General features: G+C 57.1%; 28 protein-coding genes. 3 read left to right on the top strand and 25 right to left on the bottom strand.

The annotated features are described in order from the left end of the window. Positions 1–340: 340 nt before the first annotated feature. Positions 341–583 carry a hypothetical protein gene (locus OSJ75_RS03055; RefSeq protein WP_267226886.1) on the top strand — a complete coding sequence of 81 codons (243 nt, stop codon included), beginning with the start codon at positions 341–343 and terminating at the stop codon, positions 581–583. A gap of 62 nt (positions 584–645) precedes the next feature. Here the strand turns inward: OSJ75_RS03055 and OSJ75_RS03050 are convergent, their stop codons facing one another. Beyond that, positions 646–816 carry a hypothetical protein gene (locus tag OSJ75_RS03050; RefSeq protein ID WP_267226885.1) on the bottom strand — a complete coding sequence of 57 codons (171 nt, stop codon included), beginning with the start codon at positions 814–816 and terminating at the stop codon, positions 646–648. Between the two features lie 129 nt (positions 817–945). Between OSJ75_RS03050 and OSJ75_RS03045 the strand changes: the two genes are divergently transcribed. Continuing rightward, the gene (locus OSJ75_RS03045) at positions 946–1158 is read left to right on the top strand and encodes a hypothetical protein (RefSeq protein WP_267226884.1); all 213 of its coding nucleotides are present in this window, start codon (positions 946–948) and stop codon (positions 1156–1158) included. Positions 1159–1371: 213 nt separating this feature from the next. On the opposite strand, the gene OSJ75_RS03040 is transcribed toward OSJ75_RS03045, so the two are convergent. Further along, positions 1372–2421: a sensor histidine kinase gene (locus tag OSJ75_RS03040; protein ID WP_267226883.1), complete on the bottom strand. Its 1050-nt coding sequence runs from the start codon at positions 2419–2421 to the stop codon at positions 1372–1374. A 2093-nt stretch (positions 2422–4514) separates the two neighbouring features. Between OSJ75_RS03040 and OSJ75_RS03035 the strand changes: the two genes are divergently transcribed. After that, a complete protein-coding gene (locus OSJ75_RS03035; protein ID WP_267226882.1) occupies positions 4515–6233 on the top strand; it encodes a diguanylate cyclase in 1719 nt (572 codons plus the stop codon). Positions 6234–6627: 394 nt separating this feature from the next. On the opposite strand, the gene OSJ75_RS03030 is transcribed toward OSJ75_RS03035, so the two are convergent. From OSJ75_RS03030 to OSJ75_RS02920, 23 genes are all read right to left on the bottom strand, one after another. After that, positions 6628–6939, bottom strand: a complete 312-nt coding sequence (locus tag OSJ75_RS03030) for a hypothetical protein (protein WP_267226881.1) — start codon at positions 6937–6939, stop codon at positions 6628–6630. A gap of 70 nt (positions 6940–7009) precedes the next feature. After that, the gene (locus tag OSJ75_RS03025; protein ID WP_267226880.1) at positions 7010–7318 is read right to left on the bottom strand and encodes a hypothetical protein; all 309 of its coding nucleotides are present in this window, start codon (positions 7316–7318) and stop codon (positions 7010–7012) included. Next, entirely contained in the window at positions 7315–8370 is a 1056-nt protein-coding gene (locus OSJ75_RS03020; protein ID WP_267226879.1) for a peptidoglycan-binding protein, read from the bottom strand. Before OSJ75_RS03020 ends, OSJ75_RS03025 begins: the two co-directional genes overlap by 4 nt. A gap of 325 nt (positions 8371–8695) precedes the next feature. Next, on the bottom strand, positions 8696–9154 hold the full coding sequence (locus OSJ75_RS03015; protein ID WP_267226878.1) for a hypothetical protein: 459 nt from the start codon (positions 9152–9154) through the stop codon (positions 8696–8698). Positions 9155–9156: 2 nt separating this feature from the next. Continuing rightward, positions 9157–10164, bottom strand: a complete 1008-nt coding sequence (locus OSJ75_RS03010; RefSeq protein ID WP_267226877.1) for a hypothetical protein — start codon at positions 10162–10164, stop codon at positions 9157–9159. Then, a complete protein-coding gene (locus OSJ75_RS03005) occupies positions 10164–10379 on the bottom strand; it encodes a hypothetical protein (RefSeq protein WP_267226876.1) in 216 nt (71 codons plus the stop codon). The genes OSJ75_RS03010 and OSJ75_RS03005 overlap by 1 nt, the downstream gene beginning before the upstream one ends. Before the next feature lie 29 nt (positions 10380–10408). Next, on the bottom strand, positions 10409–13471 hold the full coding sequence (locus tag OSJ75_RS03000) for a phage tail protein (protein ID WP_267226875.1): 3063 nt from the start codon (positions 13469–13471) through the stop codon (positions 10409–10411). A gap of 1 nt (position 13472) precedes the next feature. After that, on the bottom strand, positions 13473–13892 hold the full coding sequence (locus tag OSJ75_RS02995; protein ID WP_267226874.1) for a DUF6950 family protein: 420 nt from the start codon (positions 13890–13892) through the stop codon (positions 13473–13475). A gap of 9 nt (positions 13893–13901) precedes the next feature. After that, positions 13902–14534, bottom strand: a complete 633-nt coding sequence (locus OSJ75_RS02990) for a hypothetical protein (RefSeq protein ID WP_267226873.1) — start codon at positions 14532–14534, stop codon at positions 13902–13904. An 8-nt stretch (positions 14535–14542) separates the two neighbouring features. After that, on the bottom strand, positions 14543–15199 hold the full coding sequence (locus OSJ75_RS02985) for a hypothetical protein (protein WP_267226872.1): 657 nt from the start codon (positions 15197–15199) through the stop codon (positions 14543–14545). Positions 15200–15201: 2 nt separating this feature from the next. Beyond that, entirely contained in the window at positions 15202–17406 is a 2205-nt protein-coding gene (locus tag OSJ75_RS02980; protein ID WP_267226871.1) for a phage tail length tape measure family protein, read from the bottom strand. Positions 17407–17409: 3 nt separating this feature from the next. After that, positions 17410–17730 carry a hypothetical protein gene (locus tag OSJ75_RS02975; RefSeq protein ID WP_267226870.1) on the bottom strand — a complete coding sequence of 107 codons (321 nt, stop codon included), beginning with the start codon at positions 17728–17730 and terminating at the stop codon, positions 17410–17412. 47 nt (positions 17731–17777) lie between these two features. Next, on the bottom strand, positions 17778–18191 hold the full coding sequence (locus OSJ75_RS02970) for a hypothetical protein (RefSeq protein WP_267226869.1): 414 nt from the start codon (positions 18189–18191) through the stop codon (positions 17778–17780). Positions 18192–18238: 47 nt separating this feature from the next. Continuing rightward, positions 18239–18733 (bottom strand): phage tail tube protein, encoded by a 495-nt coding sequence (locus OSJ75_RS02965; RefSeq protein ID WP_267226868.1) that lies wholly within the window; start codon positions 18731–18733, stop codon positions 18239–18241. Between the two features lie 57 nt (positions 18734–18790). Beyond that, positions 18791–19207: a phage tail terminator-like protein gene (locus tag OSJ75_RS02960; protein WP_267226867.1), complete on the bottom strand. Its 417-nt coding sequence runs from the start codon at positions 19205–19207 to the stop codon at positions 18791–18793. Positions 19208–19412: 205 nt separating this feature from the next. Then, on the bottom strand, positions 19413–19859 hold the full coding sequence (locus tag OSJ75_RS02955; protein ID WP_267227038.1) for an HK97 gp10 family phage protein: 447 nt from the start codon (positions 19857–19859) through the stop codon (positions 19413–19415). Positions 19860–20050: 191 nt separating this feature from the next. Continuing rightward, on the bottom strand, positions 20051–21097 hold the full coding sequence (locus tag OSJ75_RS02950) for a phage minor head protein (protein ID WP_267226866.1): 1047 nt from the start codon (positions 21095–21097) through the stop codon (positions 20051–20053). Between the two features lie 2 nt (positions 21098–21099). After that, positions 21100–21462 carry a hypothetical protein gene (locus OSJ75_RS02945; protein ID WP_267226865.1) on the bottom strand — a complete coding sequence of 121 codons (363 nt, stop codon included), beginning with the start codon at positions 21460–21462 and terminating at the stop codon, positions 21100–21102. Then, positions 21462–21956 carry a DnaT-like ssDNA-binding protein gene (locus tag OSJ75_RS02940; RefSeq protein ID WP_267226864.1) on the bottom strand — a complete coding sequence of 165 codons (495 nt, stop codon included), beginning with the start codon at positions 21954–21956 and terminating at the stop codon, positions 21462–21464. The genes OSJ75_RS02945 and OSJ75_RS02940 overlap by 1 nt, the downstream gene beginning before the upstream one ends. A 47-nt stretch (positions 21957–22003) precedes the next feature. Next, positions 22004–22318 (bottom strand): hypothetical protein, encoded by a 315-nt coding sequence (locus OSJ75_RS02935; RefSeq protein WP_267226863.1) that lies wholly within the window; start codon positions 22316–22318, stop codon positions 22004–22006. Between the two features lie 59 nt (positions 22319–22377). After that, positions 22378–23421, bottom strand: a complete 1044-nt coding sequence (locus OSJ75_RS02930; protein WP_267226862.1) for a major capsid protein — start codon at positions 23419–23421, stop codon at positions 22378–22380. A gap of 12 nt (positions 23422–23433) precedes the next feature. Continuing rightward, positions 23434–23883 carry a hypothetical protein gene (locus OSJ75_RS02925; RefSeq protein ID WP_267226861.1) on the bottom strand — a complete coding sequence of 150 codons (450 nt, stop codon included), beginning with the start codon at positions 23881–23883 and terminating at the stop codon, positions 23434–23436. Between the two features lies 1 nt (position 23884). Further along, a complete protein-coding gene (locus OSJ75_RS02920) occupies positions 23885–24880 on the bottom strand; it encodes a hypothetical protein (RefSeq protein WP_267226860.1) in 996 nt (331 codons plus the stop codon). Between the last annotated feature and the right edge of the window lie 82 nt (positions 24881–24962).

The following is a 24962-nucleotide window of genomic DNA, read 5'->3' as shown; positions in this document are numbered from 1 at the left end:
CCGTGATTTTCGAGAGCGCGATCGCGAAGAATATGTGCCATATCTCACTCCGACGTGGCCCTACATGATTGCGTTCGTGATTCTGGCAGCAAGCGCCATGGCCATCGGTTGGGCATACGCTCCGAGAAAATCAGAACCGCAGCGGCTCCAACCTCCTGTTATAGCGACTGAAGATGGTCGCTAGGTCTACCTATGGCGGCAGGTCGGCGGATCCCAAGCGGCGCCAACCATTCATCGCTCGCAATAGGATTCCGCTTGGCAAAACACGCTGTGGCCGAAGAGATACTAGAGTTGCAAATGCAACGGGTTTTTTCGTCGTCCCACAAGAGAAGGTAGCAGCATGATTCTCCCGCCCCGCCGGACCCGCAGCGACCCCAATCGTTTCTCAGATTGTCAGCGAGCGATCGAAGATGAATTAGTTGCTCTCTTAACCGAGGCAACCGAGGCGGGTTGGGATAAGGACGAAGTGCTGGCAGCGATCGTCGATGTTGCCGACAACACGGCGCTTGCATTGCAAGATAATTCTTTGCTTTCGGAAGAGACCGAACTGAGACGTTTCCGCAGAAAGAAACCCGGCGAGTAGAACGCCGCCGCACCAACCAAAGCCGCAATGCGGAGAAGCAAATAGTGCTAGCTTCGCCCTGGCTACTCGTCCTGCTTGCGTTCGGCTTCAGTCAAACACTGTAGTAGTTCATTAAACCGATCATCATCCGGGATGGGAGCTTTTAGCACACTAAGACCGCGCCCGAGGTACTGCCTGTTGCGCGCATTTCTGAGCGTTCTTGCAACTTTGGTACGCTCGTCTTCTTCCGTCATTTGATCACCGGGCTTAGCGGTCTCAAATGATTAACCAACTGTTTAGTTCCGCCCGGCGTTCAAGGGGCAAATTAAATCGGACTCTGGTCGCCGAGGAGAGTATCATGGTTCGAGACAAGGATACCAAAAATGCAACGGTTGGATCACAAGCTCGACTGCAAATCCTGCGGCACGGTTTATCTGGAGATCCCAGAGAAGATCACCGACAGCACCTTGATCAAGTGCAGTACGTGCGGCGCTATCCTCGGCCGGTGGGCCGATCTTGAACTCGACTTCAACCGCCAGGGCGGCCAGGATGGAGTCTTCGAGATGAAGGACGGCCAGATCCTGCGGAAGGCTTAAACCAGCTGTGCCGATCGCAGATAGCAGACTATTGGAATCTTATGGAACATAAACGGCTGATCGGCAGTCGGGGCCAGCATTCCGACTGCCATCGATGACTAGTGCGTTTAGCCAAGACGAACTGCTGTTAGCAGAAATCGCAGCGCGGGTTGCCGGCGCGGCTCCGCTAGGCTCGAAGTAGCTCAACTGGTTCCCCCGGGCCTATTGTTCCTTTTAGAAGGACTTTTCCCCTGTGCCTTCGCTCAAACACCGGTCAAGCGGCGCACGCAGGTGCCATATTCTTCGTCCATCGGTTCGCGAGAAGGTCGCTACGCCATCAAGTGCTTGGGGAGAAATACGCAGCAGAACCACACTTCCGAAGCCAGGCTTTCGCGTCTGTTCGTTCTCCTCCAGACTGAAATCGGTTTCAGACCATGTGAGGTGGAGTTCGGGCGTGACCTCAGCTTTAGCGATATTCCATTCGACCGTGATGTTGCCTTTTCCTCCGGCCAGGACGCCATACTTGGCCGAGTTGGTCGCGAGCTCATGCATGGCCATCCCGATGTTCACGACCGCGACCGGCGCCAGATGGAGCAACGTGCCTGACATATGAACAAGGCTGTCGTTGCCGAAAGGACGCATTTGGTCTTCGATTAATGTTCCGAGATAGGCGCCTTGCCAGTCAGACGCGACGAGTAGGTCATGGGACTTCGAGAGCGATCTAAGCCGTTCGAGAAACTGCTCTTCGAACTCTTTGACAGTAACCGCCCGTCGGGCTGTCTCACGAACAATCGCCTGTATAACGGACAGCTGGTTCTTTACCCGGTGATTGACTTCTCGCAGCAGCGTGCGAATCTGGCGTTCGCTTTCTTTGGCGGACGTGATATCGCGCGCGATTTTGGAAGCGCCGACAATATGCCCGTCGTCATCCTTGATGGGCGATACGGTCAGGGAGATGGATACTAATTTTCCTGACTTGTGGACACGGACTGTATCAAATGTCTCTGTCCGTTCCCCGCTGCTCACGCGGGCGATGATCGCATCTTCTTCATCCTGCCGATTTTGCGGTATCAACAGGCGGATATTCTTGCTGATGATTTCCTCGGCTGAATAGCCAAATAGACGTTCTGCAGCCTTGTTCCAACTGGTAATGGTGCCGTCAAGGGTCTTGCTGACGATCGCATCGAACGAACTGTCAACAATGGCCGCAAGCCTCGCCCTGGTTAAGCTGGCATTTTCAGCTTTAACGGCCGATGTCCCTTCCTCCGCACTGTTGCATTCCATTGTCAGTCTCTATGAAATATCATGTTGGCGCCAGCGACCATATCAATAATCTAGTGACTGATTGTACGCGGCATAAAGCCAATGGCATCAGAACAGCAACACCTTGTTAGTAGCTCGGTTCCGGCGTTCAGATCCTAGTGAAGCGTGGAGCATCTCTGGAAGGAATTCTTTCGGGAATGTCCATGACCTTTGGTGATAATGGCGAGGCATCGATCGCAGATCTGAGCATAACGACTGTCGTGGATGGGCTCGCCCTATTTGCGGCGTCTATCATCGCATCAGTTGGCTCGAGCAGGACGTTCCGTACAGCGTTTATGGCCGCCCGTGCGTCCTTCCTATAGTTTTCTTGCACGAAAGGCGGCATTGAATCCCATCCACCGCGCCTCCCGGCTCTCCGCTCGTAGAGAGCCATTGCCACCCTATCCACAATGCTAAACTCCGGATTCCTATCATACGAATCCATCCACTCTCCTCCCTTAAATCCTAGACCGATGCCTGTACATAATGCTAGCTAGCTTCGGAACGCAAGCCACCAAGAGCGGTTCAGCCAATCATGGCGGAGTATACGCGTCGTCGATCAATAGGACTGGTTTCCGAACATTGGCGAACCCATCGCAAGGAAAGGGTAATGTCTCGGCTATTTGTCCCGTAGCTCCATTAGCAAAGCAACATATTCCGAATCCTGTAGATCGCTGGTTTGAACTCAGCCGGGACCACCAATAACAATCTGCTTATCACTATTGTTAGGTTGGCCTTTGGAGTTACCTTGTTGCAAATTTGGCTGCCATTGATTTTAGAACGATTTCAGGTGCGCAGTTGATCTATGTGACATGTTGAGCATCTCTTCTACTTTAGCCAAACTGCGAGGAAATCATATCTATCGATTGGATAGCGACGCTACAAGAGCAAGCGGATTTCGCTACGAAGATTGCCGCAGATGTTGCTGAGACTCTCGCTCTGCCCGGTCTCTCGCTTGACCAAGCAACCCGTCTTTTTCGTTCGGTCGAGAAAGGTGCTGAGACGTTCGACAGAATCATCGAGATGATGGAAGAGGACGACTTAGAGAACGATTTTGTCGAGGCAGCCGAAACAATAGAGGATATGTGGACTAATCTTTCCGTCGTAACCGCGAATCGCGTCAGAGCCCTGCGGGGCCTCGAGCCTATTGAGATACCGCCTGAAGATGACGTCCACGAGCGAGCGCCGAAGCGCCCAGCGGATCGTGATAAGCTATCAGAAGGCGGGATCGTATAATGTGGCTGCGAGAGAACCAGCAAGCCAACACATTACAATAGGTTTAGCGTCGACAGCGCTTTCGTTTACTCGTGCGGTTCTAACAAACTTTGGCGCTGCGCCCTATCCCGCGGCCTGGCGTGGAGTGCGACTACCCACAGCTCATTAGAATTCTTCTGCCCATCTATACCGAAGAAATCTTAAAAAAGTGACAGACTTAGCGCTCAATCTGAACGGAAACGAGTTTGCCCTTGGTCAATCCACAATTCTGAGCATCGTCTAGTCATGCAGTTTCATGCCAATCTTCGAGTGGAACAGCACGAACAGGTTATTTGTCCCCAAGCCTAGAAAATACCCGGTCGGGATCGATGTCCTCGACCAATGCAGCAAGTGCAAGTCGCAGCGGGCGATTCGGTTCTGTCAAAATATTTCAATGTTGCCATGGAAACGCCCAATCGATGCGCGAGTTGCCGCTGGTCAAGCCTAGTTCGTTACAAGCTTCGGCAAGCAACGGGTTGCTGGCTGGTTCGTCATTCGAATGCACAAGCATTACTCCCGTCATTGTAAGCGCCTACCATGTCCTTGATCACCAATATACCGATGATTTCAGGTGTTACGCCACCAGCTCGCGCCGCCGCAAAATCATTCGTTGGCCTCTGTGACGAACCCTTCAAACAATTCCTTGCTGGGCGCGTACCAGTATCGATCATATTACCGCACTGCGCAAACTACCTATCGGATGCTCTCAATCATCAAGTTGCATGGCATGAATTTGATTTGTTCGCTTCAGAGGAAAAAACGCTCGCAACCTCTCCTGTTTGCTCTTATTAGCGAGTGAGATTTAGACAGAGAACGTCAACATGACAGAATATGTAAGTGCAGGTGGTGTACGTCACTCGATTACCGACGCTCAAAGCCTCGTTGAAATTGTGCAAACGCCGGCTTGCATCCTAGATGGCGCAGGCGAACTAAGGTACCTGAATTCCGCTTGGCGCGAATACCGAAACATTCCAGATATCAGCCACTATGTTAACTGGCCGCGGTTGATCTGCCCAGAGGACTTCTCGGCCGTCATGGTGCAAATTCGATCAGCAATCACAACGATGTCGCAGACCAATATTGAATGCCGGCTTCTCGATGGCCGAGGAGCTGTGCACTGGTTTCTTCTCAGCATGCAACCTTTGAATAAGCGAGAAGCAGGTGAGGAAGGATCCTGGCTGTGTATCGGCGCGGATATTCACAACCTCAAGCTCAGTGAGATCAATCTCCGGCAACACGAGTCGATCCAAACTGACATGCTGAATGTCAGTGTAGATTGCATCAAGTTGATCGCCCTAGATGGCACCGTAATATATATGAACAGGGCCGGATGTCGTGCCTTAGGTGTTCCGGAAGAATCATCGTTCGGAATGCAATGGCTACCGCTTTTGCCCAAAGACGTTTGGGAACATGGGGAGCGCGCCCTTTCTACCGCTAAAGCCGGCATTTTTGCTCGCTTTGCGGGTCGCAGTGTCATCCCCCTTCAGAACGTTAAATATTGGGACAACATGCTGACGCCGGTCATGGATGCCAATGGACTGCCAACGGCGATTCTGTGCGTATCACGGGACGTAACCGCCGAGCGCGAAGCAGTGGAAGCGTTGCGGGAGAGCCGGGAACGACTGGAGATGGCTGTTCGAGTCGGTGGTCTCGGTGTGTGGGACTATGACATCCAGAGCGATAAACTTCACTGCGACGAAACTTGGTATCGAATTATGGGGCGCGACCCCGCCCACCCGGTTCGTTCCATTACCGAGTTTCGGAAATTCATCCACCCGGAAGACGTGGACAGGGCAACAGAAGTGAACGGAATAGCGAGCGATCTTATCGCGACGAACCGAGACTATTCTATGACTTTTAGGATCGTCCATCCGAGCGGCGGCGTCCGCTGGGTCCGGTCTGCTGCGTGTGTGTTAGAACGGGACGGTAATCCCACACGAGCGGTCGGCTTTGTCACCGATGTTACAGATTCTCACGAAGCCGAACTGGCGTTGCATCGAGCGAACCGGACACTTGAGGAAGAACGAGCTGCATTTTCTCGCCAGAGCCTCGAAGATCCATTGACTGAAATCGCCAACCGTCGTCATCTGGACGGGGAACTTGCTCGGCTTCACGCACGCGTAAGTGAGACGAATGAACCCATTTGTGTTGGTATGATCGATGTCGACCACTTTAAAGCCTACAATGACCGCTATGGCCACATTGAGGGAGATATAGCGCTTCGTAAAGTTGCTAGGGCGTTACAGTCTATCCTCAGAAAATCCGATTTTATTGCTCGCTACGGTGGGGAGGAGTTCGCTTTCATCCTAGTCAACTTGACAGATCCTGCCCCCTTACTTGATCGGCTCATGACGATCGTGGAGGAATTAGGTATACGCCATGAGGCATCCCCTTCAGGTTACTTAAGTATCAGCTGCGGTTGTGTGGTATTCGATTCAAATGAGAGATTGTTGCCACAGCAACTCCTGAAGTTGAGTGATGGGGCGCTCTACGAAGCAAAGATTGCAGGTCGGAATCGCTACGTCATTCGTACGCTTTAATTGCCACGGTGTCATTCGAATAACCGAAATCGAATCGAAACGGCGATGTATCGAGTTTGTCGGCGAAACGCTCCATCAATCCATGCGCTCATGTCGGGTTTCGACGTGTGCCGGGAGCAGTGCTTTCGAAGATCCAACCATTGGCAGATATAGGCTCCACATTCGCGACAATGGACTGGCGATTGATCATTATCCTCTAACGGTATTGAATCATAGCGTTCGCCACATTCGTGGCAGTGCAATGGTAGAAGCAGCGTAATTTTCGCAACTCTGATCATTGCTCCATTCCCCACTAGCGCCGTAGTCAAGACGTGGCTTAGACGTACAACAATGATCCAATCCAAATGTTCCACCGCACCATTTCGAATAAGCAGGTAAGCAGGCCTCTATATTCCTAGCCCAAATTCAGCCCCCCTTTGATGATGAAGGCTGCCAGCGCTAAGAAGATTGCGGTGATGAAAATCCACATGATCCGTTGAAGGATGCTGCTGACCGCGCCGATTTTCTTGTCCAGGTCGTCAAACCGCTTGTCCACGTTCTTCCATTTTTCATCTGATCGCGCTTCTGCGATCTCCGTCTGGCGTTGCCATTGCTCGAGGATGTTGAGACGCGTGATGATGGCAGCATCAGCATGCTCGAGCGCATTTACCCTGACCCGAAGGTCGCCGGTTTCCTCAGTGGGTGTCATTGGCGTTCCTTTGATCATAGTTCATTCCCAGCAGCCGCGCTTGCGACCGGTTGCGTTGTGTGAAGCGACGTCCTGGCCGGCCGTCATGTCATTGCCTGCGAGGTATACCGCTGTTTTCGGTAGGAGCCGCACCTTTTGCCAACCCGCGCAGCTCGGAGGTGCATTCGTCTGGCAGCCCGCCAAGCTCAAGGCAAAGAGCAACAGCATCGAGAAAGAGAATCTTGTCATTGGTTTCCGCCCTTTCCTGATAGGCTTTGGATGCTTCGAGCGCTGCAGACACAGCGGCTTGCTGGCGGCCCTGGCTGGCGCCGTAGAGATAGACGGGACCGGCCGCGAGCAGCGCGCCCAGCGCCGCCCCTGCCCCGACCTGCCAGTATCTGAGAATGATGGCGATCATGATTTGATGGCCTCCGCCTTCTGGTCTTGTTTGTGACGATCGCGGATGTGCGACCAGGCGAGGAAGCCCATCAACCCAAGGAAAGCCGCCACAAGCAGAACAATGAGGTTCTGCCATGGGATCGTGCCGACAGCCGAAACCGCGCCAGTGAGCCCGCCGCCGGTCAATGTGGTGGCAACGAACTCCTTGGACTTCCAGAATGGCTTTTCGGGATTGCCGAGCTTCACCGGCACCTTCTCGACCTCGACCACCGGAGCGGCCTGAACGGTCTTTGCCCTTGCCGGTTTGTCGGTGAGCTTGATGAGCGCCTGGTGCATCGCTGCCCGAGTAAGCGGGCCCGAGATGCCGTCAGCCGTCAGGCCGTTGTCGCGCTGGAACTTGGCAACCTCGTTCACGCCATAGCCCAGGAGAACGAGCGCGGCGCGATCATAATAGGCTAGGACGTCGGCATAACCATTGAGCCCGCCATTGATCACCCTGCGCAGATTTTCGGGATCGTTCCTGTCTGCATACCGATTGCAGTCGTTCGCGTCCCAAAACCAAACGGTTGCCAGGAAGCTCCAGGGGTTGTGCGTGATGGCATCAGGATCGGCCACAAAGTTCGGCGCCTCGGCAAAGATGCCGAGAACCCATTTGGTGAACGCGGCATAGTTCGACTTTCCGGTGATCTGCTTTGGTGTCCGTCCGCGATAGAGCCATCCATCGCCGGGCTTGGTATTGCCCATCCGGTTACCATAGACCTTGTTCGCAAGCTTCTCTGGGTTGCGAACGTATAGCTGGCACTCGGCCACGCTCCTGAAGCGCGGACTCTTGCTCGATCCCTTGAACACATCATAGATCCGCTGCGCGCTCGTATAGTTCAAGTTCTCGGTCTGCCGGGTAAACCCGCCGCTTTCGAGAGCCAGATTGGCGAGATAATGGGCTTGGCGGTGCGGCTGATCGAGGCCGAACCTGTCGCCATGTGTATTGATGCCATCGACGATCAGGGCAAGAATGTTCACGTTCGGAGTCGACAAAGCGATCCGGCGCAGCATGTCGGCTGTCAGTTTCATGAGAAAGCCTTTGTGGGTTTGGATTGAATGCTGTCGATCGTCCGATCGACGGCTAGGGCCTGGCGGTAACCCCAAGCAATTTTCCGCCAGGCCTGCTCTGCTTTGTTCACTTCCGCACAGAATATTTCGTGGGCGTCTGATTGATGGTAATTTGAACGTGGCCGCAACGAGTGTCCGAGCGGCTATGGGCCTGACGGGTGCACCCCCAACAGGCACTCGTCAGGCCCGACAATATCCCCTATGATCCAAGCTCGCGGGCCGTGACTGCTACTCCGGCTGGCGACGAGCCTTCGGCGCCAACCGCTCCGCGTCGAAGGCTCACACTTTAGAGCGCCGCTGCCGCCGTAAAGAACTCATCGACCTGCAGTTCGGTAAAGCCGAGCGCGGAGAACCCCTGCTGCAGCATTTCATCGGTGCGGACGAAGGACCCGCTATCGGCATAGGCGGCCTGAGTTCGAATATCCTGAGTGGCAATCCATCCTTCTACCTGATCGAGTAGCCCGGCATCGATGAGCTGCAATCGGAACTGCCGTCGTGAAACCCGGTCGGGAATTATCGGCTCAGGCGCAGGCGGCTCGCATGGCACGACGTGACCGCCCTGCCATTTGCGCGTTTGAGGATTGTTAAAAAGCTCGTCGAACTGCGCTTCGGTGATCTTGATGGCATCGGCTGGAATAATCGAGTTGCGATCCTCTCCATCGGCGGGCGGGGCATAAGCGGCGCTCTGCCAGAAACCAGCGACGATGCCGTCTTCATTGAACTTGGCGTAGAATTCGTTTTCCATGGTCATATCCCCACCGTAATCCATGACACTTGAATCGTTGCACTTGCATACGCGGCGTTTTGCAAATGCGTTTGTTTAACCAGAAAGAAGAAAGCGGACGCCGTTGGAAATCCCGCCTCGTATAGTTGCGGGATGAGTGTAAAGCTACTGTTGCGCCATTGCTGCATCATGATGCTATAGTTCGCATTAGAATAGGCCGTGGGTAGGTTGACCTGTACACCGCCACCGGAAGACGTAACTTGAAGGGTTGTTCCCCATTGAATAAGCAGACCACCGGGCAATCGCACCCATCCGGGTCCCGAGCTTCCACCGAGTGTCGCGAAGGCTGCCGCCGCGTTGGCGTCATCAAGTAGTGTTTTTGCAAAGGCGGATATGCCAAGCGTCGTTTGGGCCGTGGAGGCATCTGGATCATCAAGAAGAGTCCGAATGAAAGCCGATATGCCGAGCGCCCATTGTTGATCGGCAACGCTCGTCGCTGCAAGAAACGAGCGGGCTTGCGCCGTCAGCGGCGTCAAACCCATGGTATTCGCGCCGGTCCCATAGGGTAGCTGATCCGCCGCCATGGTAAGGCCGGCGAAAGAAGCAAGCCAAGCCTTGGCGTTTGCCAGAACTGATCGGGCATTGGCGCCGAAGTCAGCAAGCGCCATCGTGCCGGCGCCCGTGAAATAGATCAACTTGTCCGCAGCACCAGTTAGTGCCTGCAACGCTGCCACGGAACCACCGGAGAAGAACTCTCGCATCTGCGCATAAACGGCCGTGAAGCGCGAACCGTCAGGCTGGAACCGAATGCGATAGGCGCTGTCGGTTAGGGCACCGCCTGTCCAAGGCTCGGCCAGCGTAATCTGCGTGTTGCTATCGACGGATGCAATCACCGCATCAAGGTTCTTCACCTTGAATGTGTCGCCGGGCCCTATGGTGGCTATTGCCCATAGCGTGCCGGTTCCCGTGACAACCGTCCCATTGGCGGCCACGCTGACGGTGCCGGCATCATAGTCAGGCTTGATCGCCATCAGTTGCTCTCCTCGATCGTCTCGGGTTCTTCGCCCGAAAGCTCAGCGATCCTTTCACCAGCCTCTTTCAACTGAGCCTGCAACTGCTCGTTTTGGTCGCGCAGTGTTTGCAGCTCATTGGCGAGAAGCAGATTGCGGTTCTCGTAGTGCTGGATAAGCGCACGTTGTTCGTTGACCGCGGCCATAGGCGCGATCTGCACACGGTTCTCAGACATGGTTTTCCTTTGGATTGAAGGTTGGCTGATCAGCGCTTCCACCAGGTCAGATTCATCGAACCTGTTGTCTGAACGCCGAAATCTCTATCGTTGTAGACTTGGTAAATATAAGTCTCGCTGCCGACGCTCGTGCCGCGGAACATCTTGAAATTTGAATCGGTTTTGAACTCGCCATCACCAGAGTTAAAGGTGAATGTTCGCTGCCAGACGACAGCGCCGCTCGCCTGATGAATAACGCGAAGCTGGGGATTATGACTGCCCTCGATCGGCAATCCTCGGATGGAATAGGATATGTCGAACATCACCGGATTGCCGTTTGGATTGATGATGGTGACGCTGAATATATTCCGCCAAGCGGTACCCTGCCCACCTGGAAGGTTAAGCGTACCTGATCCTCCGGCACTGTCAGTCACAGCCCTGAAATCAAGGTTGGACGTACCGACGATGAGATTGCCGATTATGGCATTGCTGATATCCACATTGCCCAGCACCGCCGACAGGGCCGAGAGCGTGTTGACCCTGACGTCATCGAGATAAAGCGTGCCGCCCTGAAAGATGAATGGCCGCCGCTTGGCACCGCCAGACATCATATAAATCCGGTCTGCGATCATCCCGATTTCACTCAGGCCATCGGTCCGAGCGCTCATGATCAGAGCGGCCTGGGACGCCGGACCGCCAGCGGACGCGGCGACACTCCACCCGATCGTTGCGAATGCACCTGCCTGCGTTGCCTCCACCGTCGTGCGAGCCAAGCCAGATGCCGTGACGTTGCCGACGCTCACTGTGAGCGAATCTACTGAGTTTCCTATGGCGGTGACTTCATCGCCAATCGTGCTAACCGTGACGGAAAGGGTGCTAACAGCGCTCGCAGTAGCTTGAAGCCCCGTTTCAGGGTCATCAATCCGCGCCGTCAGTTCCTCGATCCGAATTGCAGATGCCTCTGTGGCTGTCGCCACGACGAGGATTTCACGCCGATATTCGGCAATGGAACTTCCTACTTCGGTCTTCAGTTCGAATGTATCGCGATCAGATTGAGCGGCAGCGTTGGCGGCAAGGCTATTCAAGCGGTCCAGTTCGTCCCGAGCATAGTGAACGCCCTCGGCAAGCCATTCGAGATGACCAGCCATGCTCGCTATGACGTCATCAACCATTCCCGGCAGATAGATGTCCTCGGCCCCGAGGCGGATATCTGGTGTGATAACGAGCAACCAGCCCGACCACAACGTCTGCCTAGAACTGCCGGGGATATATCGGGCCCGAACACCATAGAGTGTGTTAGGCAACAGGCCTTGGCTGATCAGGATCGCGCCGATGCTTGGCTGATCCATGCGGCTCGAATACTGGGTTTCGAGAGAAACGCCGTTCCTTACCTCATATTCGACGCCGATAACGTCCGGTTGATCACCATCCCAAGATAGCTTGATCGCCGGTCGGCGCGGGTTGCCTTCATTGTCCTCGATCACCGCCGGTTCGGCGAAGAAGTCCACCATCGGCTGTGCAGGCGGCCGGATTGGACCGAGATAACCGACTGACGACGGAAGCGGATCGGTTGCCGGGTTCCAGTCATAGTCGCTCGGATCAACCTCGCGGATCGCCACACCCTGGTTGACGTTGTCGAGGTCATCCATGCTTTCGATATCGAAGAGCTTGTTGGAATAGCCCTCGCTCTCGCTCGTCCACGAAATCACATCGAGCGGCTCGAGATCGTATGCTTCCGGCGGCAGCACCGCCTTGTGCTTGCGGAACTTGCGGTTCGTTTCGATCAGCGCTTTGGCGAGCTGCTGGGACTGAACAGAAAACGGCACGTAGTTGAACTTGACGTCGGCAACCAGGCGGCGGCCGTCGTCGAGCGCCTCGAGGTCAGATCGCAGCCTGACCGGCGCGTCCTTCATCTCCCAAGCGGCTTCCGGCTCCGGGTAGGAATACTGCACGCCGTTATGCGTTGCTTCCAGACCGGGGAATGGATCGAAGCTGCGCGGATCGGTGACGGATATCGTCTCGTCGGTATAGGCGTAGACCGGCAGCGTGGGCGCACCAACGCGGATCTTATAGATGCCGCCAATTTCCGCCATGCGGCCGTTGCAGGCCTTCAGCAGTTCGTTGACAACCTCAGCCGGCTCCTGATTGGTGCGGATTTCGCCGCCGCAACGAAACTGCTTCTGCCCACCAACGATCCGGTCGCACTCGTTCATTGCCGCGAACCAGTTCGACAACGGCAAGCGCGTCGCCGGCAGGTCCTGCAAGCCATATACCCACTGTGTGCCGTACCAGATGCCGCGAAGAATGTTGTAAATCACGACAGCGGGATTGTCCGAGAACTGCCAAGTGGCAGGATCCGCATAGCGCTGCGAACCGGAGCCCCCGACGGTGCTGTCAAATCGCGGATCGTAGAGCCTGATGCCTTGGACTTCAAAACGGCATTGGGGCGGTCCAGTGAATAGTTCGCGGTTAACCTGCGCAGTGATGATGGCATAGGCCAACCCGCGCCCGATCATGTCGGACGTCCAAGGCCGATCGGCGTCACCGCCAAACTGCGACAGCAGGAAAGGATCAGCGGCGGTTTGGTCGCCGAGGTGCCTGATCATGAAAAGATAGTTGCTGTTCGGGCCCGTTCGATACTCGGCAACCTGGTTTCCCCTGCCGCCAGGGTCCAGAATATCGTCGATGGTGCAGCGTTCGCCGTTGATCCATACCTTTGGAAGGATCGCGGTTACCGGCAAGTCGGAAAGTGTGACGACCTGCGTCAGATATGCATTCGGGGTTTTCCCCGAATTGCCGGCCGTGTTTACGTATTCGAGCTGGCCGGCCGTGGCGTAGGTTCCGAAGATAAAGGACAGCGGATTGTCGCCACCGACCTGTATTTGCCCTTGGATGCCCGGAACTTCCTGCTTGTTCTTCGGCGTCATTGCGCGCTGAAGCAGGGTTGAGCCGACACTGAGCGCCGCGCCAACAAGCAACTGACCGAAAGCGCCGAGACTGCCGATCGACGACACCAGCAGGCTCACCAGTCCCGAAATGGGATCGGCAAAGGCAGCGGTCATCGCCGCCAGCATGAACCATGCGGCGAGCCAAAGGATGCGGATAATCTTCATACTAGACCCTGAAGGCCCTTTCAGCGGTCAAGAGGTCGGCCGTTCCAAGCCCAAGGCTGTCCGGGCGGCAAAGATAGATGCGCGGGCCGTTGACGACGCCGAGCGCATAGAATCCGCCCGTCGATACCTTCACGGCGGCAATATCGCCGACAGAGGCGAAAGAGATAGGGATTTCCTCGAGCAGTGATGCTGCAAGCTCGGCATGGTTGGCGAAGCCCTTACGCTTGAGCAGTCCGAGCCCGCCCTTGAGCGTCTTGTATTTGCCACGATACGGCGCGGCGAAATCCTCGCCAGTCATTGCCTCGACAGCACCCGCTGCGAAGACCGCGCAATCGTGCTCCGACCACTGGAACGGCTTCTGCATCGACGCGTCGATGTATTCGGCCAAGGCAGGCCGCCAGAATGAATAACGCTCGGGCATACGGCGCTCCTAGTTGCCATTGACCTTGTTGTGTTCGCCCCAGAAGAACGTCCACTGGCCTGCCACGTCGGAGTATTTGCGGAAGCGGTCGTTTCCACGAAGCTTCTGCGTCTCGTCGGATCTCTTGGCCGGATTGATCTTGGTCAGTGCGCGCGTGTGGGAGACAACGGAAAGGGCTACCTTGCCCTCGCCTTTCGCGGCTGGAGTATCGATCGGCGCGCCATTGACCCAGCCGACGAAGCGAGGCCGGGGATTGGCGATCAGTATCTGATTATCGGGCCCGAGAAAGCCGCGGTGGACCTCGATCGGCGCGAGGCGCGCATCGTACTGGCGGATGGCAAGGCGCACCTCTTCGGAAATCGGGCTCAAGCCGATCTGGATTGTCCGAATGGAAAGGTCGGAGACGAGAGGCACGGGGTCGATTGATAGCAGCGCGCCCCAGCCGTGATACGTCCTCGTCACCGGAAAGCCTGTCGTGCCGCTGATGACTGTCACGTCCACGGTGTCGTCGCCATTCCAGAAGCCGAGGCTCTCGGCGACACCGGATGATCTATTCTTTGCCGTGATCCAAACGAGCGAACGCGGGTTTACACCCTGTCGGCTCTGCAGGTGGGCCGATACAGCAGGATCATTATCACGCATGATCGACCTTAAAGAGTTTGCCGCACCTGGAACGACATGCCGCGGGTTATCCCGTCGCTGTCATTCGTGCCTGGATTGAAACTGTCCGGTATCATCTTCACTTTTGCGGCGGCCTTTATTAGCGTGACGGCAAGTCCAGTACCGGCACCTGGCCGGATATAGGGCCGAACCTCAAAGAGTGGCGTCACACCCGTACCGGAGGCGGTGACAGGCAGGACGATGCGATGGAGCGCCCGCCGGACAGGGTTCGTGCCATAGTTGAATGACAGGAGATCGCCGCCGGAGAGAACGTAGCCGGCCGGAAGCCCCGCCAGACGCATTTCCTTGTTGTTCGACACCAAACTGTCAATGGTGACGCTAGACGCGCCGAGGATTGATCCTGTCGGGTCCATGCGAGGATAAGCCTTCTGCGGGCTGTGCAGGTAGAACGTACCAAGAGCACCGTCCAGCGCTTCGATAAGCGCTTGAACCTCGGCGGCGTCCTCATGATACATCGGGTTGATATCGACCTGCGCTTCAACACGTGGAGGTGCCATATTGGCGGCAAGGATTTCCCCCGATCCAAGGCCGGTCAGCTGTTGTTGTTCCTTCAACTGCCAGGTCACCGATGCAATGTTGAGTTTCTCGGCGAACTGAGCCAGCGAAAGGGGATAGGTCAGTGCCATCGCTATCCCCTCGCCCGTGGGTCTTCATTGATCTGATTGACACGCTCGGGCAGCACATGGCGATTATACTGGTCGATCTGGGCGGTAGAGACGGAGCTTGCCTCCTGGCGCGCGATCGACTTGATGACCGGCTTGAGATCGCCATCGGAGCCCGGCGCCCAGCCGATCGTCACATGAATGCCTTGCGGTGCATTGCTGTTGGCAGCAGGGGCGGACGGAGTGCTTGTCATCGTCGGTACATAGCCGCCGCTGGCATAGCCTTTAGCGCGGTTGTGCATGGCTTCAAGGTTGCCGATACCAATCCTGTCGGTCGCCTTCTTGGAAAACACGAACTCACCGCCATGGACGATGCCGGCGGCCTGGCTGGCCGCGCCGTTGCCGGTATAGCCGCCCGAGGCAAACAGGCCAGCACCTGGCGTAACCTTGAAACCGCCACCGAACAGCCCGCCGAACAATGAGCTGAGAAAGCCTCCGCTGCCGCTTCCGCCGACAGAGAAGATCGCATCGACGAAATCCGTCTGTATCTTGTCGATGATCTTGTTGAGCACGTTCAAAGCGGCATTTCCGAAGGACTTCCAGAAGCCCTCGCCGTTCTGCAAGCCGCTGCGCAAATCGGAGAGGAAGCCGTTGCTGACGTCCTTCGCCAGATCGAGAGCATCCTGCGCCTTTCTGGTGGCAGCTTCTATCGAAGCCATGCTGCCGGCCAAACCTGCAAGTTCCGTCTTCTGGGCTGCCGTTAGCTCGATGCCGGCCCGCTGAGCCTGGTTGAGCAGATCCTGCTCATAGCGCAACCTGGCTGCAGCTTCTTCCGTCAGTCCGACAGCCGCTTGTTCCGCCTTCAGCGAGGCGATGCGACGTTCGGCTCCCCTGACGATATCCTCGTAGCGTTCCGCATCGGTCTTGCCGCCCTTGCTCCCCTTTTTCTTTGATTTTTCATCGACATCGGTCAAAGACTTCGCAAGCTCTTTCAACTTGCCCGATGCAGCGGAAGCGCCATTCGCGATCGCTGCTCCGAAGTCGCCGAGATAATCCTGCCCTTGCGCAGCCTTGATTGCATCCGCGACCGCCTTATCGACGCCGGCTGCCTGACCCGCATAGGGATTGGCAACACCGCCGAAGGAAACCTCGCCTATCCCGCCGAACTTGCCGATATCGACCCCCACCTTGCTGGCGAAACCCGAGATGCTGTTGTAGGCGCCGCCGATATAATCGTTCATGAGCTTGATGACGGCATTGATCATTGTTTCAACGCCTTTGATCGTGGCGTTGGCGGTCAAATAGACGATATCGCCGAGCGCGGCCGGCAATGCACTCCATGTCGCCTTGATGCCGCGATAGGCGCCGACAAAGGTCGCGATGAGCGAATTAACGCCATCCTTTGCAGCAGCGACGATATCCATTCCGAATATCTTCGTGAGCTCGTCTCGGAACATATTGGCCGCCGCGACGGCTGCGGTGATGCCGACAATGAATGCAAGACCGGGATTAGCCGCTATCATAGCAGCAGCGGCAATGGTCGCGGCTACAGCAATTCTGCCGAGCAGCGCAATGACCTGCACAACTCCGGCGATTATGGTCGGGGCGTAGAGCAGTGCCAAGGCAGCGGCCGCACCGATCGCGTAGGGAGCAATGACTTCCAGACTGTCGGCAAGGCCCACAAGTGCAGCCGCACCAGTCTTGGCCCAATCCACCATCTGTAGACCGGCCGCGGCCGCCGCAACCAATCCGATCGTCACCAGGCTGACCGGCGAGATTACGGAAAGGAAGGCGGTGCCCAAGCTCCTGAGTGCGCCTGCGGCTCCCATTGGACCGAGAACAGCGCTGATCTGCGTTCCCTGCTGCAATGCTATCTGCAGCGGGTTCATTGACATGGCAGCCGAAACGCCAATGTCCTGAAACTGGGCCGCGAGATTGGCGACGTTCGTATTGGCCCCAACCAATTGCCGGCCGCTAGTGCTGACAGCCGAGGCGTGAGCCTTCATCGCATTGGAGGCGCGGGTTGCGGCAGCAGCTTCGGCATTCAGTGCCGTGGCATGAGCCTGGGCGGCCTGCGATGCCATTGCGCCTGCCCTGCTCGACGTCGGGCCGATAGCGTCCGTTGCCGCCTCGACACGCTTGGCAGCGCCGGTCAGCCGATCAAGCGCCCTCGCCGTCTGTTCGACGCCGCTTGCCTTCGCTTCCACGCCAAGTTGAGCAATGTCCGGCATGTTCTATTCCTTGTTGCGCTGAACCACGCGGCGATTTGCAACCGCGCCTCTGATGCGAAGCTTTGCTTCCGCAACATCAGCAGTCGTGGCCTGGCTCTCGCTTGGCGCCTGCTTGTCGGTCTTGTTGATGATGCCGAGTACCGCCTGATCGATGCGGCGAAGGACTGACAGCTCCCACGGGCTGATCAAGGCGCCTGTGATCCGGCAGAACGCCTCGAGCTCAAGGAAGCTGATCGGGTTGGCACTGAAGCCGATCGATCTCGAATTGTGGAGCTGGACGAACCAATCCCAGATGTAATCGGTATAGTCGGGCGGCACCGGCACCGGATCATTCTTCCGCCGCGGCGTAAAATGCGCCCTTGCGAAGTCGATCAGCTCTTCTGCGAGGGCTTCACGAAATGTGCGTCTTCATCCGCCGCCTTATCGACCTGCTCGGAGATGAAGAAATAATCCGGGTTGGAAATGACCTTCAGCACGTTATCCGGCGTGCATTCGACGGACTTGCCGCCTTGCGTCAGGTTCCAGCCGATAATGGACGCAGCAACGATCTCGTTGGTGCGCTCCTCGATCTCCTCGACTGTGCCGATCTTCTTCGGGTTCTTCTTGCCTTCGCGCAGTGCCTCATTGGCAAGCCGGCGCTGGACGCGCTTCACGCGCTCCGATCGATAAGACACCACCTTGACAACAAGACCGGTCTTTTCGCCCGTTGCAGGGTGAAGAATATCGAGATCAAAGCCTTCTTCGAGCTTGGCGGCGAGACCATCGAACTGGGAAAGATCAAACATGATTGCTCCGTGGAGATGGCCGGCTCAAGACCGGCCGTTGTTGAGGATTAGGGAGTGATGAGAGCCGTATCGACGGTGAGGATTTCGGTCGAGATGCCGATATTGAAGGTCCGGCGAAGCACGTTGTCGCCGGTGCCGACGTTCTTCCGGCCGGACATCACCAGCCCGCGGAAATAATCGACGCTGTTCTCGTATTGAGCGCTCGGAGCATCCTCGTATTCGACCTTGAAATTGTACTGGAACTTGGTCTTTTCGGCCGCGCGCATGGCAATCTGGCCCGGATCGAGCGGATCATCGCCGACAACGAGGGCAATCGTTCCTGCATCGCGGGCGCCCTTGAGATGGCGAACGCGGCCGTCGCCAAGCGACTGGAAGGTAACATCGGAGGATTCATCGCCGAACTCGCCGCCATCTTCGACTTCCTTGACCTCGACCCAGGTCAGCGCCTCGAAATCAGCGATTGCAGTTGCGTCGGTCGTGTAGTCGATCGCGGTCGTGCCGCCGATAAAATATTTCGCGCCAGTGGCTGTCGTAATGGCCATGGGGTTTTCCTTTCCATAAAACCCCTGTCGGGGCGGGTTAGACCGGATTTCCGGAATTCAGTTGAAGCTGCGCCAGAGGATTGTTACCGGCACATTGATCCTGTCCGGCTCGATAAGCGGGCCGCCGACGCTCGGCTTCTGGTAGACCTTGAGCTTGACGCCGGAGCCGTAGAGGATCGTTCCCTTGGCAAAGTGCGAGGCGATCAGCCCGCCGGTGTCTGTGGCCTTAATGACGCCCGCGCCGACGGGATAGATCGCCATCACCTGCAGAATTCCCTGATGACGGGCCGTGGCATCATCGGCGAGGCCGAAATTGTCCGTGCGGTTTGGTATGAAGTCTACGCGCAGATATGGACCGGCCGGCGCGGTGAATGATCGACCAGGATAGGCTACCGGAAGCGCCGGATTGAGGACCAAGGCGGCGGCCCTCGCAAACAGCAGCTCGGCAATTGTCGCTTCTACAGTCGCGGCCATCGTGTTAATCCTTCGGCAATGGCCGATAAGCTCTCAGACAAACAGGCATATGAGCGGTTGCACTCAGCCCTTCTGGCATTGGGCCGCGAGGACGGAGAGACCGTGCGCGGCGATACCAGCCTTAAGGCTGCGCGCCGTGCTATCGCCTTGGTTCAGATGGGGTTGCTCAAGGCCATGGATGAGGAATGCGACAGGAACATCGCTGTCAAAGACCCAAGCGAGCCTTAAGCTCCCTCGCCTTGTTCTCGACAATCGTATCCCACCGCTGCGCTGCCGAGCGAACGAACGCATCCGGTGCCTGACCGTTTGAACCGTATTCCCGATGCCCGGCATAGGCAGCGGTATAGCCGAAGAACAGGGTGTCATTGATGTCGGCGCCGAGGATAACCGCTTCGATCTGCCCGCCGTCATAGCTGTAGCTCGCGCCATCGACCGGTGATTTTCTCGAGTTGATGGAAGGCATTGCAGCCGTCGACGCCATCAAGGAAGCTCGTAGAAATCCCGTATCTACGCGAAGACGCCCCCCTTGTGCGACAGGCCTTTGCATTTCCTCTACTACTTCTTGAACAGATTCCTTGAAAACGGCTTCGACCGCTCCCGGTATCTTTTCCGCGAAGGCCGCGACCTGAGCACTGAAGGAGAGTTTCGCCATCATTCCACCCCCTCCAAGTCCTTCGGCGAACGTCCGCTGTTTGAGCCTAAATAATCTGAGGTATTTGCGATCTGGATTACCTTGCGCCATACTCCAGTTGCCCATATTCTGTCGCCATACAACGCTCTTGCGTTGTCTTGGTAGAGCCGTCGAGTTGTCTCCAACGCTCGGCGGCTCGCCTTTTTTCCAGATCACGCCGCCCTGTAGCGCCGGATGACCGACGCGAAATAATCGATCTTGTACTCCAGGTGGCAGCGGCAGCCGATTCTCTCATTGCTTGGCGCCCGAGGATCGCCGGGATAGCGTAGCGTTGCGCCCGACGGGCTCTGAAATGCTTCTTCGATGCCCACTGCCTTGCCGTTCAGTGTCCGATGCGTATGGCGGACATGACTGTCGCCGGCCGATCGCCAAATCTTCTGCACGTCAGTGGCATCAACCTTGCCGGCACTGATCTGCTGTTGGATTGCGTTCTCGCGTGCCGTGCCGATCGCAGTCATGGTCTCGGTTCTTGCGAGCGTCTCACCCCTGAGCACCAACAGGCGGTCGGAATATCTGCCCACCATCCGGGCGACCACATCGGCAGGGATGGCCCTACCCTCACGAATGGCGGCCGCGACGGTGCGATCAAAGCGCTTATCCCGCCGCTGGCGCGACAGGTAGTTCCGGAGAAGCGTTGCATCGCCCGAGAGCAGTTCGGCCCGCGCCGATGACACAAAGCGCTCCTGTGGCGCCGTCAGGCCGATTATTCCACCCTCCCGCTTGCCGGTAACGCGGTTGATCCGTCCGACGACATCGAGAGCAATCGAGTTCGGGTTGCGGCCGGCTGAGAATCCCTCCTGCAGCGCCTGGCGGATGGCTGTCCGCTGATCTTCGACGATGCGTGAGACGAGTTGCGAGGAATGAAACCTCAGCTCTGCCTCGGCTTCCGGGTTGCGGACACCAAAGCGGAAGATGACGCGGTTGCCTTCCGGATCCTTGATCCTCGGCAGGTTCTCGACAAGGCTAGTGCCGCCGGCGTTGTACGCCTCGGTAAGCGCGACCTCCAACGCTGAGAATGCTTCCGGCTCGAGGTGCATCGCATCGATAGCGCCGGCGATGTCACCCTTCTCAAGCCGCTCGGCCACGATGCGAAGCGTGATACCTGACTTGATTGCGTCAATGCCCTGGAAAAACGCCTCGGCAAGCCGCTGATCGTATTTATCCAGCAACTGCTCGAAGATACTACGGTTGCTGGCCAATCTTATGCCCTCGCCTGCATTTCATAGTAGACGGTGACACCTGCCGGATTGAGCGGCAGCACTCGAATAATGGTGTGCGCCGTTGTTCCAATCATGAGCCGATCCGTCGTTATTGGAATGATGCCTAATCCCTTGGCAGCGATGTAGACCTTCTTGTCGGTCGCCTTGATCAGGGTGCCGTCGATGTCCTTGTTGTCGAACTTGAGCACGGCCAGCGTGCAGGGATATGGCGTCGGTACCGGATCGCCCGGATCCCATTCAGGTCCAGAACCCGGAACATCGCGGATGATCTGCCCTGCCTGGCCGTACTTGTCGATTAGGCGCAGTGCCGTATCGACTGGCCGGGAGTAATCGAACTTTGCCATCAGCCTATCGACCAAATTCCAATGGACTGAGCCGGAACGATACGCAGATACGGGGCGAGCATTCCGTCGACTACAGTCATGATGGGGGTAAGCCCGTCGACAAGCGAACCGCTGCTCGACGAGCTTTGATATTCAACCTCGAGTTCGCCGACCTTCTCGCGCTTCACGGTGGTCGTTGACGAACCGACGGCACTCAAACTGCCGGGATTGGTCGCCTCCTGATAGGCGGCATAGAAGCTGGCATATATGACAGCATTGGGAATGGTGGCTTCAGGGATGGCGACGCCGCCGACGATCGCGCCCTTGCGTGGCCACGCGCGCTCTTGTGTGAAAGGATCGACAGGTTCACCAACGAACCGCGCTCCATACAGGCTGTCGATATACTGACTGCCACGCTGACGCAGGACAGCCGGCGCCGGAGCACCCTCAGGGAGCGAATAACCGTTCTCGCTCAACCACTGCTCGAATTGCGGGTCAGTGCCATAGCCAGCCATGGGTATTCTCCAAAATATGGCCCGGCCGTTGCCAGCCGGGCTTGTTGTCAGGGCTTCGTGGCCAGATCTTCGAGAGCGGCGATGATCTCTTCTTTGGTGCCGGGAGTATCGCCACCGAGCAGCTTCTTCGCTTCCGACTTGAATGACATGAAGTTGCCGTCCTTGAGTTCAAGGACCTGCTCTGCAGTCTTTGCCTCAGTTCCAGCGGCGGCGGTTACGGCAGTCTTGCCTTCCGTAGAGCCGGAAATGATCTCATAACGGCCAGCCCAGCCCGTCGGCTCTTCCTTGACGGTCAATGTGGTGCCGACAGCGATCTCGCCATCAGCGCCGAATATCCCGCCCTTGGTGATCTTGATTTTCATGTGCTCATCCTCAAGCCATGAGTGAAAGGGAAAGCCCCGCCCGAAGGCGAGGCAATGGATCAATCGATGTCGGTCGAGTAGAACACGCCCGACTTTCCATTGAAGTCGGCCCGGATCTCGATGCCCATCGCTCCCATGATGAGGAACTGATAGTTGTCGGTCGGGTTCTGGCGGGTCTTGGCAGTTGTGTTGACGGCCATACCGACCAACGGGCGGATGTAGTCAGCGCTCGGAACAAAACCGAAGAACGCATTGCCGGAAAGCTCATACGTCACGGCGATCTTGTTGATGCGCCGGTTCTTGGCGACGAACTCCATGATGGTGCCGGGCTTGAAGCCGGCCGCCGCGGAGTATGCCTTGTCCCAAGCGCGAGCGATCTCCGGCGAGATGTAAAGGTTCACCTTGCCAGTGATCAGGTTCGCGTCGAGCATGGCGCCGAACGGTCCCGAGAAGAACGCATCGATCTCATCGGCGGTCGCCGTGGTCAGGTCGATGTCCGCACCACCGGCCGCTGCTCCGAGGTTGATGGCCTTGGAGAGCGGAGAAGTACGAATGCCGTACGCCTGGTACCCGCTCACGACGATCGTGGAATCACCGTCGAGGGCATAGAGCGCCATGTCACGGCGGATTTTCGCGGTATGGGCTTCCTGGTCGTCCGACAGAGCGTCGAAGTTCTCAGACTGCAGCGTATTCCACTCGCGCCATTCACGGCCGTAAGCGGTCGAGAAGATGGGAACCGGTGCGCCCCGATAGTCATAGGTGACCTTGTCGAGAGAAACCGGCACCTGACCGGACATCGAGCGGAACACCGTGCCGGCGTCCGAAGACACGCGGTTGAGGTGGACAAGCTTGCCGATGTTGACCGCCTTCGCAAGCGGCATGAGGTCGGCCATGTAGACCTGACCTTCATCGTTGCGCATGACGCGGCGCGTAATGCCATCGAGGTCGAGCCAAGCATCGCGTGGCAGGACGGCGGCAGCATTGCGCACGGCGGCAAGTGCATCCTCGCTCTGATGGAACCATTCGCGGTCCGCAGATACCTCGTCCCACCAACCCGCATGAATACGAGAGTTGGCGACGAGCTGGGAATCAAAATAGCGCATGTCGGGCTCTCCTTATGCGGCTGCCAGATTACCCTTGGCCGCGCGAGCGCGAACAAGCTGATCTGATCCAGTGGTGTTGTTGAATGCTTCCTCGGCGAAAGCGATGATGCGGTTGCCAGTGGCAGCAAGAACGAACTTGCCAGCGGCATTCGTGGTCAGGCCAGCGCCGCGGGCGACGTTGACGCCGGTCGGGACCCGGACATTGAAGAACTGCTCATCGAGCATCTCCATGCCGATGACGCGATCGCCAGCCGCCCAGGCATCGTCAACGCCCTTGAGCAACAGGTAGTTGTCCTGGGCGATGTAAACCTTGAGATTGCTGTTAGCGCCGGCCTGGGCGAAATTCGCGCCAGATTCGACGAGTGCGGTACCGGGAAGGACAGCAGCGGCGCAAACCCGCTCCTGCACCTGCGGCGTGGCCTCCGTATAGGGGCCAGCGTAGATCTTGTTGTAGCGGGCCATCTTACTTGTCTCCTTCCGGAAGCTGGAACGCAGGCTTGTCGGCCGACGGCTTGAACGCACCGTTGATGGTTGCCGCCTTGCCGGGCTTGGCCTTCTCGGCCAGCTTGCGTGCTGCGTTGAGGGTGAGTTCCTTGGCCGACTCTTCGTCGAGGATGTTGGCCTTGACGATGACGTCGACGAGGCCAGCCAACTCGGCTTCATCCTTGGCCCTCTGGTTGGCCTGAAGCTGCTCGAGGTTGTCGGTCAGTGGCTTAACGGCCGTCTGAACTGCGTTGGCGATCGTGTCACCGATCTTGTCGAGGCTTTCCGAGAGGGTATTCACCTTCGCGGAAAGCTCATCAAACTGTTCTTTCGAGACAGTCATATCTGCTTCCTTTCTGTTTGCAGAGGGTTCCCGCTCGGAGCCGAACGCTTCGATTAGTGCGGTTTTCAATCGCTCGATGAGCGGCGCACGTTGGCGCTTCTCAAGAGCTCGGACGGCTGAGTCCAGCGCCCATTCAAGATCACGATCCGCTTCGTCGATTGCGGAATTGATGACCTCGACTTCTTCCTGCTCACCTTTCGCATTGACCAGCATGCCGACGCCCTGTTCTGGGGTGGCCGCGCCTTCTGCGTCGAGCAGAATGGCGTCGTGATCGAATACGATGTCGCGAGCGATGTTCTTGTAGGGCACCTCGCCATTGGCGGCTTCCATCATGCAGTAGAGGCCGGTGGACGTGTGGATTGGCCCGCCCTTCTCAATGGCGTTGAGCACCGCCTTGCCGCCCTCGCTGCGATTGGCCATCTCGACGTCAATCACCTTGTCGAGGAAGACGCGGCCCTTCTCGCGCCGGACGTTCTCATTCCAGGCGCCAATCCAGCCAAGGTTGATGCCTTCTGGATCGCTGGCGGAGACGAACTTGCCGTTGACGGTCGGATGACCGAGCGGCGCCGGCGTCCGATTGAGGCCGACGAAGCTCTTGGCGATCTCGTCGGCTGGATACATGATCTCGTTCATGACGATGTTATCGGGAAGCGTGGCGCTTGGAACGATGATGACGTCCCGGCCATTGCGCTTTTCCTTCCGGACCGCAGCCGCG

The organism is Phyllobacterium sp. 0TCS1.6A, assembly GCF_026420825.1.
GTDB lineage: Bacteria > Pseudomonadota > Alphaproteobacteria > Rhizobiales > Rhizobiaceae > Phyllobacterium.
The sequence above is the reverse complement of the archived record's forward strand: the minus strand, read 5'-3'. Positions and strand labels throughout refer to the sequence as shown.

Coding starts and splice junctions, on each gene's coding strand:
- OSJ75_RS03055 (WP_267226886.1), top strand. CDS start 341: ATGATTCTCCCGCCCCGCCGGACCCGCAGCGACCCCAATCGTTTCTCA.
- OSJ75_RS03050 (WP_267226885.1), bottom strand. CDS start 816: ATGACGGAAGAAGACGAGCGTACCAAAGTTGCAAGAACGCTCAGAAAT.
- OSJ75_RS03045 (WP_267226884.1), top strand. CDS start 946: ATGCAACGGTTGGATCACAAGCTCGACTGCAAATCCTGCGGCACGGTT.
- OSJ75_RS03040 (WP_267226883.1), bottom strand. CDS start 2,421: ATGGAATGCAACAGTGCGGAGGAAGGGACATCGGCCGTTAAAGCTGAA.
- OSJ75_RS03035 (WP_267226882.1), top strand. CDS start 4,515: ATGACAGAATATGTAAGTGCAGGTGGTGTACGTCACTCGATTACCGAC.
- OSJ75_RS03030 (WP_267226881.1), bottom strand. CDS start 6,939: ATGATCAAAGGAACGCCAATGACACCCACTGAGGAAACCGGCGACCTT.
- OSJ75_RS03025 (WP_267226880.1), bottom strand. CDS start 7,318: ATGATCGCCATCATTCTCAGATACTGGCAGGTCGGGGCAGGGGCGGCG.
- OSJ75_RS03020 (WP_267226879.1), bottom strand. CDS start 8,370: ATGAAACTGACAGCCGACATGCTGCGCCGGATCGCTTTGTCGACTCCG.
- OSJ75_RS03015 (WP_267226878.1), bottom strand. CDS start 9,154: ATGGAAAACGAATTCTACGCCAAGTTCAATGAAGACGGCATCGTCGCT.
- OSJ75_RS03010 (WP_267226877.1), bottom strand. CDS start 10,164: ATGGCGATCAAGCCTGACTATGATGCCGGCACCGTCAGCGTGGCCGCC.
- OSJ75_RS03005 (WP_267226876.1), bottom strand. CDS start 10,379: ATGTCTGAGAACCGTGTGCAGATCGCGCCTATGGCCGCGGTCAACGAA.
- OSJ75_RS03000 (WP_267226875.1), bottom strand. CDS start 13,471: ATGAAGATTATCCGCATCCTTTGGCTCGCCGCATGGTTCATGCTGGCG.
- OSJ75_RS02995 (WP_267226874.1), bottom strand. CDS start 13,892: ATGCCCGAGCGTTATTCATTCTGGCGGCCTGCCTTGGCCGAATACATC.
- OSJ75_RS02990 (WP_267226873.1), bottom strand. CDS start 14,534: ATGCGTGATAATGATCCTGCTGTATCGGCCCACCTGCAGAGCCGACAG.
- OSJ75_RS02985 (WP_267226872.1), bottom strand. CDS start 15,199: ATGGCACTGACCTATCCCCTTTCGCTGGCTCAGTTCGCCGAGAAACTC.
- OSJ75_RS02980 (WP_267226871.1), bottom strand. CDS start 17,406: ATGCCGGACATTGCTCAACTTGGCGTGGAAGCGAAGGCAAGCGGCGTC.
- OSJ75_RS02970 (WP_267226869.1), bottom strand. CDS start 18,191: ATGTTTGATCTTTCCCAGTTCGATGGTCTCGCCGCCAAGCTCGAAGAA.
- OSJ75_RS02965 (WP_267226868.1), bottom strand. CDS start 18,733: ATGGCCATTACGACAGCCACTGGCGCGAAATATTTTATCGGCGGCACG.
- OSJ75_RS02960 (WP_267226867.1), bottom strand. CDS start 19,207: ATGGCCGCGACTGTAGAAGCGACAATTGCCGAGCTGCTGTTTGCGAGG.
- OSJ75_RS02955 (WP_267227038.1), bottom strand. CDS start 19,859: ATGGCGAAACTCTCCTTCAGTGCTCAGGTCGCGGCCTTCGCGGAAAAG.
- OSJ75_RS02945 (WP_267226865.1), bottom strand. CDS start 21,462: ATGGCAAAGTTCGATTACTCCCGGCCAGTCGATACGGCACTGCGCCTA.
- OSJ75_RS02940 (WP_267226864.1), bottom strand. CDS start 21,956: ATGGCTGGCTATGGCACTGACCCGCAATTCGAGCAGTGGTTGAGCGAG.
- OSJ75_RS02935 (WP_267226863.1), bottom strand. CDS start 22,318: ATGAAAATCAAGATCACCAAGGGCGGGATATTCGGCGCTGATGGCGAG.
- OSJ75_RS02930 (WP_267226862.1), bottom strand. CDS start 23,421: ATGCGCTATTTTGATTCCCAGCTCGTCGCCAACTCTCGTATTCATGCG.
- OSJ75_RS02925 (WP_267226861.1), bottom strand. CDS start 23,883: ATGGCCCGCTACAACAAGATCTACGCTGGCCCCTATACGGAGGCCACG.
- OSJ75_RS02920 (WP_267226860.1), bottom strand. CDS start 24,880: ATGAACGAGATCATGTATCCAGCCGACGAGATCGCCAAGAGCTTCGTC.